Source organism: Bradyrhizobium sp. OK095 (genome assembly GCF_900109945.1).
In the GTDB taxonomy this organism is placed as follows: Bacteria; Pseudomonadota; Alphaproteobacteria; order Rhizobiales; family Xanthobacteraceae; genus Bradyrhizobium.
The window spans coordinates 120,244-135,852 of record NZ_FOBX01000019.1 but is presented as its reverse complement, the minus strand read 5'-3'; the positions used below and the strand labels follow the sequence as shown (position 1 = coordinate 135,852).

Sequence of the window (15,609 nt, the reverse complement as noted above, 5' to 3'; positions counted from 1 at the left end):
CCGAACTCGTCGGCCAGCTTCTGTTCACCCGCCGAGCCCTTGCCACGATCGACAAGCCCCCGCCCATCAACCCCAGCCGCCGCCAATCCTGCAAACTCCCCGGCCAGATCGAGTTCTGCTATGGCTGAGTTTCCCCGGACAGCCCTGCCCGCAAGGGGGGAGGGAATGAGAGAGCGGTGCCTCCCTCACGAAGTGAAGCTACGCACATCCAAGGGGCGCATCGACTACGCCTCGCCATCCCGCCACCCGATCTTCTCCTTCAAGAACTGAAAGCCGATCACCTCGAAACCGGCGCGCTCCTTGTTGTCCTTGCCGTAGCCGTGGCCGCCGGCTTCCGGCTCGTAGAACCAGGCCTCATAGCCCATCGCCTGGAGCTTTGCCGCCATCTTGCGCGCGTGGCCGGGATGCACGCGGTCGTCGCGCCGCGTGGTGGCGATCAGGATCGGCGGATAGGCCTGACCGGCTTTGACATTGTGGTAGGCGGAGTAGGTCCTCAGCCACTCCCACTCCTCTGGCTTATCAGGGTCGCCGTATTCCGCGATCCAGCTCGCGCCCGCCAGTAGCTTTGTGTAGCGGCGCATGTCGATCAGCGGGATGGTGCAGAACAGCGCGCCGAAACGTTCGGGATAGCGCACCAGCATGTTGGTGATGAGGATGCCGCCGTTCGATCCGCCCTGGGCGGCGATGCGCTTTGCATTGGTCACGCCGCGGCGCACGAGATCGGCGGCCACGGCCGCGAAATCGTCATGCGAGAGTTTCTTGCCGGCGAGCCGGCCGGCGTCGTGCCAGCGCGTACCGAACTCGCCGCCGCCGCGTAAATTCGCCTGCACCATGGTGCCGCCGCGCTCCAGCCACAACTTGCCAAGCGAGGAGTTGTAGTACGGCTTCACGGAATGGGCGAAGCCGCCATAGGCGCTCATATAAACCGGCGCATCGCCGGTCTCCTTGGCGGGGCCGGTCTGCACATAGGGAATGCGCTCGCCGTCGATCGAGATCGCTTCGTGCTGGGTCACCACGAGGCCGTCGGCAGTGAAAATCTTCGGCGCCTGCTTCAGCACGGTCGGACTTGCGACGCCGCGCGCGATCAGCAGCATCGATGGTGGCGTGAGCGGATCCTGCACATTGGCGATTAAATCGCCATTGCTTTCGGACGGATGGCGATCAAGCGGCCAGATGTCGACGACGCCGATGTCGGGAAGGTCGCCAAGTGCCTCGCGGCTCCAGCCGTTGGCGGATGGCGTGCAGACATCGAAACGCGGCCTGAGTTCGTCGAGGATTGACAGCACCAGTCTGCCCGCCGCCCAGAAGAAGCCTTGGACTGCCCGGCGAGGCGCCGGCTCGAACAGCACTGTGAACTCGCGGCTGCCTGCGAGAAAGGCCGGGAGCGACATGCCGAGCACGGCATCCGCCTTGTACGTTTGTCCGGCCACGGACCAATCCGCGCGCGGCTTGATCGCGAGCCAGTCACCATGGGCCTGCAGCTCAATGTTGGTGGGGAGGTCTATCTTTGAGGTGGGGCCGCTCTCGTCTCCGATCGAGACGCTGTAGTTGAAGAAATCCAGCATGCGGCCGAACCAGATTGTTCGATTGGGCGTCATGCGATCGATATGGCCATACGCTGCCATGTCGTTCGCCGACGCTTCGTACAGCACCGTCGCTTGTTCGACCGATTGGCCGCGCCGCCACAGGCGAACCGTCCGTGCATAGCCTGATGTCGTCGCCATGCCCTCGCCGTGGGCGCTCGACAGCAGCAGCGTGTCGGCATCAAGCCAGTCGGCGCCGCCCTTGGCTTCCGGCAGCGCAAAGCCGTCGGCAACGAAGCTCTTCGTAGCGAGATCGAACTCGCGCAAGGTGACGGCATCGCTGCCGCCGCGCGACAGGCTCAAAATCGCCCGCGCGCTTCCCGGCATCGTGCCGATCCCACTGAGCAGCCAGTCCTCGCCTTCGCTCGCGGCAAGCTGATCGATATCCAGCATGGTCTCCCACGCCGGATTGGGTTTTCGAAATTCCGCCAGCGTGGTCCGCCGCCACAGGCCGCGCGGATTGGTGGCATCCTTCCAGAGGTTGTGGAGATCGTTGCCGCGCCGGCTGACATAGGGGATGTTGTCGGGACGATCGTAGATCGCCGCGAGGATATCGCGATCGCGCGCGAAGGCCGCTCCGCCGAACGCAGCTAGCGTCAGTTGATTCTGCCGCTCGACGAAATCGAGCGCCTGCGCGCCTTCGATCTCCTCCAGCCAGAGCCAGGGATCGTCGTCGGGAGCGCTGAGCGTAGGCCTGTCGTCGACGGACATGAACGAAACTCCTGATGACCGAAGCGCTTGGAGAACGCGGCGGATAGGATTTGATCGAACGCAAGCCGTCAAGGGTGCGCCCCGGTATCATCGGCCCGATTGCGTCAGAGGCATGGCCTGCGCCCGTTTGCGCCGGTTGCTCGCCCTCCCGCGCCCCTCCATAGTGCCGGGAATCAACCAAGCCTTTTACTTAAAAGACCCTGCGGGCGGAAATGCCGATGTTAGACGTGACGACAGCCAATGAAATCGCCGCCGACGCGCGGGTGCGTGCCAACGTGGTGCGCCTGGCCGCGGCGCAGGCGCTGACCGGCGCCAATTCGGCGGTGATCTTCGCCACCGGCGCGATCGTCGGCGCCACGCTCGCGCCCGACATGTCGTTCGCGACCGTGCCGATCTCGATGTATGTGGTGGGCCTCGCCGCCGGCACGCTGCCGACCGGTGCGATCTCGCGCCGCTTCGGTCGCCGCGTAGCCTTTATCGTCGGTACGGGTCTGGGCGTGCTAACCGGTCTGTGCGGCTCGTTCGCGATCCTGCATGGTTCGTTCGCGCTGTTTTGTTTCGCGACCTTCCTCGGCGGCCTCTATGGCTCCGTGGCGCAGTCCTATCGCTTCGCAGCCGCCGACGGCGCCAGCGCGGCCTACCGGCCGAAAGCCGTGTCCTGGGTGATGGCGGGCGGCGTGTTCGCCGGCGTGCTCGGTCCCCAGCTCGTGCAGTGGACCATGGATGTCTGGCAGCCCTATCTGTTCGCTTTCAGCTTCCTGGTCCAGGCGGCCGTCGCGCTGATTGCAATGGGCATCGTCGCCGGCGTCGATATGCCGAAGCCTGCTCCGGCTGATCTGCATGGTGGGCGGCCGCTGCTCGACATCGTGACTCAGCCGCGTTTCATCGCGGCGGCGCTGTGCGGCGTCATCTCCTATCCCATGATGAATCTCGTCATGACCTCGGCGCCACTCGCCATGAAGCTGTGCGGTCTCAGCCTGTCCGATTCCAATTTCGGCATTCAATGGCACATCGTCGCCATGTACGGCCCGAGCTTCTTCACCGGCGCGCTGATCGCCCGCTTCGGGGCGCCCAGAATCGTTGCTGCCGGCCTGCTGCTGGAAGCGGGAGCGGCCACCATCGGTCTGTCCGGCATCACCGCGATGCACTTCTGGGCGACGCTGATCGTGCTCGGTATCGGCTGGAATTTTTCCTTCATCGGCGCCTCCGCGCTGGTGCTGGAGACGCACCGGCCGCAGGAGCGCAACAAGGTGCAGGCCTTCAATGATTTTCTCGTGTTCGGCATGATGGCGATCGGCTCGTTCTCCTCGGGCCAGCTGCTTGCCAATTACGGCTGGTCCGCGGTGAACATGGTGGTGTTCCCGCCGGTGGTGCTCGGCCTCGCCGTGCTCTCGCTCATCTCCTACAGCCGCCGCCGCAAGGCGCGGCTGGAGGCGGCGATGGGCGAGTTCCCGGATGCGATCTGACGCATGATCAGGAAAAGTGCTAAGCGGTTTTCCGAAAAGATCATGCGCAACAGGTTGGCAGGAGGCTGTCAGCAACGTCGATAGTTCGATCCCGGTCGAAGTGATTTTCGGGGTAATGGCTATTAAGTGATGCGTCGGAGTAGCCAGCATGCTCGACAATCCCCGACATCCTACGATCGACGAATCCTCGCTCGGCTACGAAGGCTGGCGCATCGTCGCGGTCTGCTTCCTGCTCGCGACTTTCGGCTGGGGGCTCGGCTTTTACGGCCAGAGCGTCTATGTCGCAGAGCTCCAGCGCGCGCGGGGTTGGCCGACCTCGCTGATCTCCGCAGGGACCACGTTCTTCTACCTGTTCGGCGCGCTGCTCGTCGTCTTCGTCGGCGAGGCGGTGAGAAAATATGGCCCGCGCCTTTGTCTCATCGCCGGCACGCTGGCGATGGCGGCCGCGGCCGTTGCGATCGGGGCGGTGCGCGAGCCCTGGCAGCTTTATCTGGCCGACGCCGTGCTCGCCTTCGGCTGGGCCGGCACGAGTCTGGCCATGATCACCAACACGATCAGTCTCTGGTTCGACCAGAAGCGCGGCATGGCGATCAGTCTGGCGCTGAACGGCGCGAGCTTCGGCGGCATCGTCGGCGTGCCGTTGCTGGTGGCCCTGATCGGCCATGTCGGTTTTGCCGGCGCGATGTACGCGGCTGCCGGCGCCATGCTGGTGCTGCTGTTGCCGGTGATTCTTTTCGTCGTCGGCCGGCCGCCCGATCTTCACGGCTGGCATGCGGCGGCGAAGGCAAAGCCGCAATCCTCAAGCGAGATCCGCGCATGGGCGTTGCGTGACGTCGGCTTCCTCACGGTGACCATTGCCTTTGCTTTGGTGCTGTTCGCGCAAGTCGGCTTCATCGTGCACCTGATCTCGTTCCTCGATCCCGTGATCGGCCGCGAGCGCGCGGCGGTCGCTGTCGCGGTGCTGACCGCGATGGCGGTATTCGGCCGCGTGCTGTTCTCGATGGTGATCGACCGCCTCAACCAGCGCCTCGCTTCCGCGCTGTCGTTCCTCAGCCAGGCGGCGGCGCTGTGCGTCGTCATCAACATCCATGACGACTATGTGCTGATCGCGGCCTGCGCGGTGTTCGGCTTCTCGGTGGGCAATCTCATCACCCTGCCGTCGCTGATCGTGCAGCGGGAGTTCGACAGCGCCTCGTTCGGCGTGCTGATCAGCCTGAACACCGCGATCAACCAGGTGACCTATGCGTTTGGCCCGGGCATTGTCGGCTTCCTGCGAGATTGGTCCGGCGGGTACGCGCTGCCGTTCTATCTCTGCATTGCGCTGGAGGTGATCGCCGCAGCGTTGATCATGGTGCGAGGGGAGGGAGCAGAGCTTACGCCTCCCGCTGCTTCAGCAACCCCTCCACATCCAGCCGCTTCGTAAACATCGAAAGCTTGCCGTCAGGCCCGAACGGCCATTGCTCTTTCGGCTTGTCCCAGTACAGCTCCACGCCGTTCTGGTCGGGATCACGCAGATACAGCGCCTCGCTGACGCCGTGGTCGCTGGCGCCGTCCAGCGCAATGCCCGCCGTGAGCACGCGATGCAGCGCATCCGCCAGCGCCGGGCGCGTCGGGTAGAGGATCGCGGTGTGGAACAGCCCGGTCGTCCCCGGCGGCGGCGGCGAACCGCCCTTGCTCTCCCAGGTGTTGAGCCCGATGTGGTGGTGATAGCCGCCGGCCGAGATGAAGGCCGCACCGGAGCCCATGCGCTGCATCAGCTCGAAACCGAGCACGCCGCAATAGAAGCCGAGCGCGCGATCGAGATCGGCGACCTTGAGGTGGACGTGGCCGATCCGGGTGCCGGCGGCGACGGCTTGGTTCTGCGACATGGTGTTGCTCCGTTGGTGAGCTCGAGATAAGCCCGGCGTCGGGACAGCGCTACGGCCCTATCCCGAAACCCATCGTTTCCGAATGCGAAACTAAGCGAGCTCCGGCATCTCGCCCTCGGGCAGCGCGAACTCAAACGTGTTCAGCGTCATCGACACCATCGTGTAATAGCCACAGAGACCGATCACCTCGACCACGCCGCGCTCGCCGAGCAATTTCACCGCCTCATCATAGAGCCCCTTCTCGACGCCGTGGCCCTCATGCAGCGACTTCGCGAAATCGTAGATCATCTTGCCCTTGGCGTCGTCGAACTCAGGCGTGCGGCGATCGCGGATCGCGTCGATGATTTCAGGGTTCATGCCGCCCGCGAGCGCGAGGCGCTTATGCGCGTACCATTCGTAATGCGCGGTCCAGTGCCGCGCCGTCACCAGGATCGCGATCTCCGAAAGTTTGGCAGGGAATATCGTGTCGTAGCGCAGGACTTCGCCGAGCCGCGTGGCATGACGGGCCATGTCGGGGCTGTTGAGCCAGGCCATCATCGGCGCCGGCGGCTTGCCGCGCTTGCCGGCAATCGACTCGTCATAGGTCTGCCGCTGGCTCGCGTTCATTTCGCCAGGCGAAAGAAGTTTCAGGCGCATTCTCGTTTCCTCTTTGTTTTCAAGCACCGTCGTGGCCGCGACTATAGCGGAATGCGGCTGTGGAAGTGGTTGAATTCCGCAAGGCGATGGCCCAGAGTCGCGCCCAACAAGCCTGTTATGATTGATGGAAACGACCAATGAGCGTGACTGAAAACGTCGATCTCGAACAGTTCCGCAACGAGACGCGCGCCTGGCTGGAAGCCAATTGCCCGCCGGAGATGCGCAAGCCCGCGACGTCAGATGCCGACGTATTCTGGGGCGGGCGCAATACGAAGTTCGCGTCCGAGCCGCAGCGCATCTGGTTCGAGCGCATGCGCGACAAGGGCTGGACCGTGCCGGACTGGCCTAGGGAATATGGTGGCGGTGGCCTCAGCGCCGCCGAGCACAAGGTGCTGCGCGCCGAGATGGCGAAGATCGGCGCCCGTCCGCCGCTGTCGAGTTTTGGCATCTGGATGCTCGGGCCGGCGCTCTTGAAATACGGCAACGACGCGCAGAAGAAAGAACATCTGCCAAAAATCGCGGCGGGCCTGATCCGCTGGTGCCAGGGCTATTCCGAGCCGAACGCCGGCTCCGATCTCGCCTCGCTGCAGACCCGCGCCGAGAGCGACGGAGACGATTTTGTCATCACGGGGTCGAAGATCTGGACGTCCTACGCCAATTACGCCGACTGGATCTTCTGCCTCGTCCGCACGGATTCCGCCGCGAAGAAGCATGACGGCATCAGCTTCATCCTGTTCGACATGACCTCGAAGGGCGTGACGACCAAGCCGATCCTCTTGATATCAGGCTATTCGCCGTTCTGCGAAACCTTCTTCGACGGCGTTCGCGTGCCGAAGTCGCATGTGGTCGGCACCGTCAACCGCGGCTGGGACGTCGCAAAATATCTGCTCCAGCACGAGCGCGCGATGATTTCCGGCATGGGCGAGCGCGGCGTCGGCCGCCCGCTCGGCCAGATCGCGGCCGATTCCGTCGGCTCCGATGCGCAGGGCAAGTTGGATGATTCCATGCTGCGTGGCCGGATCGCCAGCTTCGATGTCGATGAAGCAGCCCTTGCGGCCTGCGCGGAGCGCGCGGTCGATCTCGCCAAGGCCGGTCAGGCGCATCCGGCGTTCTCGTCCGCGATGAAATATTACGGCACCGAACTGAACAAGCGCCGCTACGAGATCCTGATGTCGGCCGGCGGTGTCGATGCGCTGGAATGGGAGAGCGAGCGCTCGCGGCAAGGCGCGCGCCCGCGCGCCTGGCTGCGCACCAAGGCCAACTCGATCGAGGGCGGCACGACGGAGGTGATGCTCGGCATCGTCGCCAAGCGCATCCTGGATCTGCCGGGGGCCTGACCGTCTTTCCGGGTTCGATGCTGCGCATCGCCTCGGAATGACATCAACCAAATTGCATTTCGCTAGACGTTAGAGACTGAACACCATGGCCCTCGTCCTCACCGAAGAACAATCGATGCTCCGCGACAGCGCGCGCGGGCTTATCAGCGACAAGGCGCCGGTGTCGCATCTGCGATCCTTGCGCGATAGCAAGGACCCCACCGGCTTCTCGAAAGAACTCTGGCACTCCTTCGCCGAGATGGGCTTTGCCGGCCTGCTGGTGCCGGAAGAGTTCGGCGGCTCTGGTCTCGGCTTCATGGAAGCGGGCGTCGTGATGGAGGAGATCGGCCGCACCCTGATGCCGTCGCCCTTCCTCGCCACCAGCGTGGTCGCGGCCTCCGCGCTGAACCGCGGCGGCAATGCCGCGCAGAAGTCGGAGTATCTGCCAAAAATTTCCAACGGCTCGCTGCTCGCGACGCTCGCGGTTGACGAGGGCGCAAAGCATCGCCCGCTCCAGACCAATCTTCAGGCGGTTCGCGCCGGCAACGGATTCAAGCTTTCCGGTGCCAAGGCGCTGGTCGTTGACGGTCACGTCGCCGATCTCTTCATCGCCGCCGCGCGCACTTCGGGCTCCGCCGGCGAGCGCGAGGGGCTGACGCTGTTCCTGGTCAACCCCCAAGCCAAGGGCGTTTCGATCGAACGCACCATCATGGTCGACGCGCACAATGCGGCGCGGATCGAGCTTGCCAATGTCGAGGTCAATGCCGACAGCGTGCTCGGCGAGGTCGATCAGGGCGCCGCTCTGCTCGACGGTGTGCTCGACATCGGCCGCGGCGCGGTGGCCGCCGAGATGGTGGGCTTGAGCGAGGAAGTCTTCAACCGCACCGTCGAGCACCTCAAGAACAGAAAGCAGTTCGGCAAGCTGATCGGCGAATTCCAGGCGCTGCAGCACCGCGCCGCCGAGCTCTATGTTGATATCGAGATCACCCGCGCCGCCACGATGAAGGCGCTGCAGGCGCTGGATACCGATGTCGCCAAGGCCGCCTCAAGCGTCGCCGTGGCCAAGGCGCGCGCCGGCACCACCGCCACCCGTGCGGTGCAGGAGGGCGTGCAGATGCATGGCGGCATGGGCATGACCGACCAGTTCGACATCGGCTTCTTCATGAAGCGCGCACGCGTTTGCGAGGAATTGTTCGGCGATGCGAACTACCACACCGAGCAGCTGGCGCGCGCGCGGGGGTATTGAGCTTGTAGCCCGGATGAGCGCAGCGATATCCGGGAATGTCGCGGGCAGTGGCCCCGGATGTCGCTTCGCTCATCCGGGCTACGGCAGCAACGCAAGCCGTCATGGCCGGGCTTGTCCCGACTATCCACGTTCTTAACGTGCCTCAAAAACGTCGATGCCCGGGACAAGCCCGGGCATGACGTTCGAGAGCGCGGTTGTTGTTGCGCGAAGCTTACCGGATCGGCGGTGCGTACTGCACGCCGCCCGCGTTCCACAGCTGATTCATCCCGCGCGGGATCTTCAGCTTGGACTTCTCGCCGATATTGCGCTCGTACATCTCGCCGTAATTGCCGACGTTGCGGATGATACGGACGACCCAGTCCTTGGTGAGGCCGAGCTGCTCGCCGTAATTGCCCTCGGTGCCGACCAGGCGCATCACTTCCGGCTTCTTCGACTTCAGGGCCTCGTCGATGTTCTCCGAGGTGACGCCGAGTTCTTCCGCGTTGATCATGGCGTAGAGCGTCCACTTCACGATCATCATCCAATCGTCGTCGCGCTGGCGCACGACGGGGGCGAGCGGCTCCTTGGAGATCATGTCCGGCAGGATCATGTGGTCGCCGGGCTTCGACAGGTTCAGCCGCAGCGCGTAGAGCTGGGAGACGTCGGCGGAGAGCGTGTCGCACTTGCCGGTGTCGTAGGCCTTCACGACGTCATCCAGCTTGTCGAACTTCACCTCTTCGTACTTCATGTTGTTGGCGCGGAAGTAGTCGGCGACGTTGAGCAACGTCGTGGTGCCCGCCTGCACGCAGACCTTGCTGCCGTCGAGGTCCAGCGAGGTTTCCTTGTTGCGCGCGCGGGGCAGCATGAAGCCTGCGCCGTCGTAATAGGCGACCGCGGGGAAATAGAGGTCGTAGTCGAGCTCACGCGCCATGCTCCAGGTCGTGTTGCGCGAGAGGATGTCCACTTTCCGGCTCTGCAATTCCTTGAAGCGTTCGCTGGCGTCGAGCGGAACGAACTTCGCTTTGCTCGGGTCGTTGAAGATCGCCGAGGCCACCGCGCGGCAGAAATCGACGTCGAAGCCGGTCCAGTTGCCCTTGTCGTCGGGGATCGAGAAGCCCGGCAGGCCCTTGTTGACGCCGCACAGCACTTCGCCGCGGCGCACGGTGCGCTTCAGCGTGCGGGTATCGTAGAACTCGTAGATCACCGCCAGGACGCCGACCAGCACGGCAACAGCGAGCCCGATCAGCAGGCCGCCTCGAAATGTGCGCATCATGTTGCTCTCTCGAAATAATCGGGAAAAGGAATTTGGACGAGGGCGGAGGGCATGATCCGGAAAAGTGTGAAGCGGTTTTCCGGAAAGATCATGCCCCAACTATAACCCTTAGATTTCGGGCTTCTGCCGGATGACCACCTTGGTCCCGACCGGAATGCGATCGTAGAGATCGGCGACGTCGCGGTTGACCAGCCGGAAGCAGCCCGAGGAGACCTTGGTGCCGATCGTATCGGGCCGATTGGTGCCGTGGATGCGGTAGACCGTGGTGCCCAGATACATGGCGCGGGCGCCGAGCGGATTGCCGGGGCCGCCGGCCATGAAGCGCGGCAGATAGGGCTGGCGCTGGATCATCTCCGGCGGCGGCGTCCAGTCCGGCCACTCCTTCTTGTTGGTGATCTGGACCAGCCCCTGCCACTGGAAGCCATCGCGGCCAACGCCGATGCCGTAGCGGATCGCGCGCCCACCCGGCTGCACCAGATAGAGATGGCGCTCGGTGGTGGAGATGATGATGGTGCCCGGGGATTCGGTCGTGCGGTAGTACACGACCTGCTTCTGCCATTCCGGATCGAGCTCGTAGCTATCGTCGGCGACCAGGCCCGGCTCATCGCCGCGGTCGGGCTGCTGGGCATAAGCGTGGGGAGCAGCCAGGATCAGGCCGATCGCAGCCACAAACATCCCGGTCAGGCGACGAAAATCCGTCATGTAAAGCTCTCCCCGCTGCTACAGCGAATATCATTCAAAACCATCTGAACCCAGAGGCAGCATCATGGCAAGTTGATGGCGCGCCCGGCTGGTATGTCACGAGAATGCTTTGGTTTTTTGACGGGCCCCGGCAATGCCACAAACAGGGGATGGCGCGAAAAGCAGTGCCGGCGGCATCCTCGCCGGCTGGAGGACCGCTAGATCTTGTTGCTCTCCGGCGCAATTCCGAGCCGCCGCACGATCTCCGTCCCCACGGCACGGGCTTCCGGCCGCGAGCCGATGCGCGGGCTGCGAAACCGTCGTCCCGAGCGCGTTCTGATCGTAACGATACAGTGCTCGTCCTCAGACCGGCCACGGCGGTCGACGGTGATCGTCTTCACGTCATGCCCCTCGATATGATCCGCGCGCGGCTCGCCGCTGCCCCACAGGCGCTCGACGCGGATATCGCCCTCGCGGACAATCCAGAAGGCGCCGGTCACGAGGTTGGCATATCTGTAAACCGCGAATGCGGCGAGCGCGCCGAGCGGCAGCAGCAGGATGTCGACGTGGCTCGGCGGCCATCCGCGCCAGAGCTTGGTGGCGTAGGGCACGGTGGACAAGGCGACGGCGATCAACGCGACGATCCTGATGTCGCGCGTGGAAAACGCCTCGAGCGGCTCGCCGAGATGCATCTCGGGATTGCTGGCATCGAGCGGATTGACCGGCTGCTCGAAATTGGGGACCTCGAACTGCGCGGCGATCCGGGCCACGGTTTCGCGAACATGGGTGACGTCGGCGATCGGCGGGGAGGCCAGGCGTTCCCCTGAAACGAGCGTGAAAACAAGTTGAAAGCGGGCTTTCACCCGCTTGCTGCCGGGAACCTGCAATCCCGCGATCTCGTTCTTCGCAACGACCCTGGTGCGGAGCTTTCCGAACGGACTTTGTCGCCCGATCAGGATCTCGTTGGGCGTGATGATCCACACCACCGCCGGCGCCAGCATGATGCCGCCGACGACCCCTGCGCCCACCAGCAGCGCGAGCACGGAAATGATAATTTCCAGGGCATCGTGCGTGAACAGGCCCGGCGTGAAACACAGCGCAACGGCCGCCGCAGAGCCGGCCACGACCAGCCGCTGCGCGATTGAGGCGCCTTCACGAAGGCGGATGTCGGTGCTGGTGGTCGCGTCGTCCATTGCGGGCGCTGATTTGAGTCGCCGCGAAACTCCACGGACGGGTCCGTGGAGTCAAGCAACAACGGCGAGACTCGAAACCAGCCGCCGATGCCCGTGCGGGATCAGCTGCTGGCGTTCAGCAGCTTCGCCACGGCGCGGTCGATCTCGTCGTAGCGGCCTTCGCCTTCGTGCTGGAAGACGATCTTGCCGTTCTGGTCGATGAGGTATTGCGCCGGCCAATATCGGTTGCTGTAGGCATCCCAGGTCCTGGAATCATTGTCCTGCGCCACCGGATAGGTGATGCCGTGGCGCTTCAGTGCCGCCTGCACGTTGGAGGCCGAGCGCTCGAACGGGAATTCCGGCGTGTGCACGCCGACCACGACCAGGCCCTTATCCCGGTATTTGGCGTAGAGCTCGGTGACGTGCGGCAGCGTGTTGACGCAGTTGACGCAGCCATAGGTCCAGAAATCGACCAGCACGACCTTGCCGCGGAGGTTGGCGATGCTGAGTGGCTTTGAGTTGAACCAGCTGCTGATGCCGGTGAAATCGGGCGCGGCCTGCTGGCTCGCGGCCGCGACCTGGATCGGCACCGCAGGGGCGCTGACGATGGGCGTTGCGCGCGCAGCCTCGTCGCAGATGCCGGGGATGACGGCGCCTGTCACGGCGATGCCGATCAGGGCGGCGGAGACGGCGAGCAGTTTGAAAGTCATGGAAGACGTCCTCCGGTTGAGATGCAGAATGATCACAGGCCGATCTGGCCGGTGGGGTAGAACCCGGTGAGCCACGCCACGATCAGCGTGTCGTATTGGAAGTAGGCGGCGACCGCGAAGGCGATCACGACGATGCCAAAGCCCTGCTGGAGCCGCGGCGAGATGCGGGCGAGGCTGCGCACGCGCGTGGTCACGGCCTGTCCGCCATAGGCGATCGCCAGCATCGGGATCGCCGCGCCGATCGCGTAGGCGATCAGCAGCACGCTGGCCCAGGCCAAATTCCTGGAGGTCGCAACCAGCGTCAGGATCGAGCCGAGCACGGGGCCGGCGCAGGGCGTCCAGACCAGGCCGAGCGTGGTGCCAAGGATGAGCCCGCCGAGCGCGCCTTCGCGCTGTGTGGCGCTGGAATTGCCGAGATCGAGCCAGCCATTGAGCCGGATCGACAGCCATTCGAACGGCGCCGGCCACAGCATCAACAGGCCGAAGCCGAGCAGCAGGACCGAGGCGGCCTCGCGCAGCACGTTCGGATCGAAATCGAACAGCCGCGTCAGTGCGCCGAGCAGCAACGCGACTGCGGAGAACGAGACGACGAAACCGAGCGCGATCATGGTGGGACGCAAATGTCCCGCGCGCCCGATTGAGGCGCCGAGCAGGATCGGCAACATCGGCAAGGTGCACGGCGCGGCGATGGTGAGGACACCGGCAAGGACGGCGAAGAGAAATTCGAGCATCGGGGCACTCGTGATGGAGGTCACGAGGGGAGGTTCGGCCCAATGCGCGGATCGTTACGCGCGTCACACGTTCGTGACGGCGCCGCTGTTTCGCGCGGCACTCTGCCGGCCGCAGCAACGGTGCGCTCCCTCCCCCCTTGCGGGGGAGGGCGGGGGAGAGGGGTGGCCCAGGAAATGGTGTCGCCGTTGCGAAGAAGAGAGGTTGATGGAGTCCCGGTGTGGACCCCTCTCCCTGCCCTCGAGAGCGAGCTTCGCTCGCCTCGGACCCCCGCAAGGGGGGAGGGAATGAGAAACCTGTGCCCGCCTGACCTGGCTCAGTCACAACATGGTGCCGTGATGCGCCTAAGCCCAAATACAAAACGACCCGGACGGGGGCATCGTCCGGGTCGCTGGAGGTCTTGGGAGGTTTAATGAAACCGTATGTGATCTTTATAGGGACGAAGTTTTTCCGCCTGATGTTGTGGTTTGTTTCAATTGTTTCGTGGGCGGTAACACTTCCGTGTCCGGGATGGGGCCAAAACCGAGGTCCTATCCCATTGAAATCCTTGCCCTTCAGGCAGCGAAGCGATCGACGCCGGCACCCTTAAGCAAATCGGCCAACTGCTTGCGGGCGTAGAACATCCGGGTCTTCACCGTGCTCTGGGGGATGCCGATGATCTGACCGACCTCCTCCACCGACTTCTCATGGTAGTAGACGAGGGTGATGATCTCGCGATGCGCGGGCGACAGCTTGGCGACGCAGGCGCGCAGGATTGCGCTGGTGTCGCTGCGGTCGAGCGACGTCTCCGGCGTATCGGAGCCATCGGGAATCTGGCGCACGTCTTCCTGGTCGATGTCCTCGAAACGGCGCTGGCGCATCGCGGTCAGCGCCTTGAAGCGGGCGATCGACAGCAGCCAGGTCGAGACCTGCGAGCGGCCCTGGAATTGGCCGGCGGTCCGCCACACATCCAAAAACACCTGGCTGACCAGGTCTTCGGCGGTGGTTGCGTCACGCACGATGCGCAGGATGAAGCGATAAACCCGCACATTGTGCCGACAATAAAGGATGTGCATGGACGTCCGGTTGCCGTCGGCAATGCTTTCCAGAAGCATGACGTCCGAAGTCGCCTGAGCGGCAATGATGCTCTGGCTGGCCTGGGCGTTGATGGCGATGACGTTCGGCATTGACTTGGCTCCCCGTAGCGCCGCAACCGAGCGGCGTTTCCTTGGATCAAAGTGTTAATGAGCCAACGTTTCGGGACGTCTGCACGAAAAGGGGAAAATGGTTTCGTGCGCCGTCAAATTGTTTCGTCGCGAGGGTCGCGACGAAACATTCGGGGCAAAAAGTCGTGGAATTTCAATGTACGGAAAATACGGGGGTGGGGTTTGGGGGCGCGGAACGAATTTTGAACGTTTGCGTTCCGTCGCGCCTCACCCGCCACTGTCGTCCCGGACAAGCGTCAGCGCAGATCCGGGACCAGCCACCCTCGGCACCTAGTCCGTGGCCAGCCCTACGCCTTCTCGCCAGCGGGCGAGAACAGATAGCCGCCGCCGCGGATGGTGCGGATCACGGCGGGCTTGGTCGGGTCGGGCTCGATCTTGCGGCGGATGCGCATGATGCGCAGATCGACGGCGCGGTCGAAGGCTTCGGCATCGCGCGCATTGGCCAATTCCAGCAGACGCTCGCGCGACAGCACGCGCTTCGGATTGGCCGCGAACACCTTGAGTAGCCCGAACTCGGACGCGGTCAGCGGATGTTCGTTGCCCTCGTCGTCGCGCAAGGCCTGGGCTTCGAGATCGAGCCATTTGGTGCCGAACCGCACCAATTGCTCCTTGTCGGATTTCGTGGGCGTCGCCTCGGCCGCAGCAGCCTTCATCGGCGTGCTCCGCCGGAGCACCGAACGGATGCGCGCCATCAGCTCGCGCAGTTCGCAGGGTTTTGCCACGTAATCGTCGGCACCGAGCTCCAATCCGACGACGCGGTCGATCGGGCTCGCTGTCGCCGTGAGCATGATGACGGGGACGTTGATGCGGCTCTTGAGGTCGCGGATGATCGAGAGGCCGTCTTCCTCGGGCATGTTGAGGTCGAGCACGACGAGGTCGGGCATGCCGCCGTCGATCGCGGTGCGCAGCGACTTGCCGCCGTCGCACAGCGTCACGGTGAAGCCGTGCATCTTGAGGTAATCGCCGACCATCTCCCTGGCCGGGGCCTCGTCGTCGACAATCATGATGTGCTGGCTTTGGGTCATGGTCTCTAC

At 64.1% G+C, this 15,609-nt stretch carries 14 protein-coding genes; 4 read left to right on the top strand and 10 right to left on the bottom strand.

Going from position 1 to position 15,609, the window contains the following annotated elements; all coding sequences use genetic code 11:
- Positions 1 to 224: 224 nt before the first annotated feature.
- The gene (locus BMW89_RS34490) at positions 225 to 2,294 is read right to left on the bottom strand and encodes a prolyl oligopeptidase family serine peptidase (RefSeq protein WP_092034790.1); all 2,070 of its coding nucleotides are present in this window, start codon (positions 2,292 to 2,294) and stop codon (positions 225 to 227) included.
- A 218-nt stretch (positions 2,295 to 2,512) separates the two neighbouring features.
- On the opposite strand from BMW89_RS34490, the gene BMW89_RS34485 reads away from it, so the two are divergent.
- Entirely contained in the window at positions 2,513 to 3,760 is a 1,248-nt protein-coding gene (locus BMW89_RS34485) for an MFS transporter (RefSeq protein ID WP_177196530.1), read from the top strand.
- Between the two features lie 148 nt (positions 3,761 to 3,908).
- Entirely contained in the window at positions 3,909 to 5,183 is a 1,275-nt protein-coding gene (locus BMW89_RS34480) for an MFS transporter (RefSeq protein ID WP_092034788.1), read from the top strand.
- Here the strand turns inward: BMW89_RS34480 and BMW89_RS34475 are convergent.
- A complete protein-coding gene (locus BMW89_RS34475) occupies positions 5,134 to 5,628 on the bottom strand; it encodes a VOC family protein (RefSeq protein WP_092034787.1) in 495 nt (164 codons plus the stop codon). The two genes, BMW89_RS34480 and BMW89_RS34475, sit on opposite strands and share 50 nt — an antisense overlap.
- Positions 5,629 to 5,718: 90 nt before the next feature.
- Positions 5,719 to 6,264, bottom strand: coding sequence for a carboxymuconolactone decarboxylase family protein (locus tag BMW89_RS34470; RefSeq protein ID WP_092034786.1), 546 nt, complete (start codon positions 6,262 to 6,264; stop codon positions 5,719 to 5,721).
- Between the two features lie 137 nt (positions 6,265 to 6,401).
- Between BMW89_RS34470 and BMW89_RS34465 the strand changes: the two genes are divergently transcribed.
- Positions 6,402 to 7,601 carry an acyl-CoA dehydrogenase family protein gene (locus BMW89_RS34465; protein ID WP_092034785.1) on the top strand — a complete coding sequence of 400 codons (1,200 nt, stop codon included), beginning with the start codon at positions 6,402 to 6,404 and terminating at the stop codon, positions 7,599 to 7,601.
- Between the two features lie 85 nt (positions 7,602 to 7,686).
- Complete coding sequence (locus tag BMW89_RS34460) at positions 7,687 to 8,826, top strand: acyl-CoA dehydrogenase family protein (RefSeq protein WP_092034784.1); 1,140 nt, start codon at positions 7,687 to 7,689, stop codon at positions 8,824 to 8,826.
- Between the two features lie 211 nt (positions 8,827 to 9,037).
- Here the strand turns inward: BMW89_RS34460 and BMW89_RS34455 are convergent, their stop codons facing one another.
- The 7 genes from BMW89_RS34455 to BMW89_RS34425 form a co-directional block, all read right to left on the bottom strand.
- Positions 9,038 to 10,075 carry an amino acid ABC transporter substrate-binding protein gene (locus BMW89_RS34455; RefSeq protein WP_092034804.1) on the bottom strand — a complete coding sequence of 346 codons (1,038 nt, stop codon included), beginning with the start codon at positions 10,073 to 10,075 and terminating at the stop codon, positions 9,038 to 9,040.
- 111 nt (positions 10,076 to 10,186) lie between these two features.
- The gene (locus BMW89_RS34450; protein ID WP_092034783.1) at positions 10,187 to 10,780 is read right to left on the bottom strand and encodes a L,D-transpeptidase; all 594 of its coding nucleotides are present in this window, start codon (positions 10,778 to 10,780) and stop codon (positions 10,187 to 10,189) included.
- Between the two features lie 197 nt (positions 10,781 to 10,977).
- Positions 10,978 to 11,952, bottom strand: coding sequence for a hypothetical protein (locus BMW89_RS34445; RefSeq protein ID WP_092034782.1), 975 nt, complete (start codon positions 11,950 to 11,952; stop codon positions 10,978 to 10,980).
- A gap of 101 nt (positions 11,953 to 12,053) precedes the next feature.
- Complete coding sequence (locus BMW89_RS34440; protein ID WP_092034781.1) at positions 12,054 to 12,641, bottom strand: thioredoxin family protein; 588 nt, start codon at positions 12,639 to 12,641, stop codon at positions 12,054 to 12,056.
- Between the two features lie 32 nt (positions 12,642 to 12,673).
- Positions 12,674 to 13,372 carry a cytochrome c biogenesis CcdA family protein gene (locus BMW89_RS34435; RefSeq protein WP_092034780.1) on the bottom strand — a complete coding sequence of 233 codons (699 nt, stop codon included), beginning with the start codon at positions 13,370 to 13,372 and terminating at the stop codon, positions 12,674 to 12,676.
- Between the two features lie 552 nt (positions 13,373 to 13,924).
- The gene (locus tag BMW89_RS34430) at positions 13,925 to 14,536 is read right to left on the bottom strand and encodes a sigma-70 family RNA polymerase sigma factor (RefSeq protein ID WP_092034779.1); all 612 of its coding nucleotides are present in this window, start codon (positions 14,534 to 14,536) and stop codon (positions 13,925 to 13,927) included.
- Between the two features lie 326 nt (positions 14,537 to 14,862).
- Complete coding sequence (locus tag BMW89_RS34425) at positions 14,863 to 15,600, bottom strand: response regulator (protein WP_092034778.1); 738 nt, start codon at positions 15,598 to 15,600, stop codon at positions 14,863 to 14,865.
- Positions 15,601 to 15,609 lie beyond the last annotated feature (9 nt).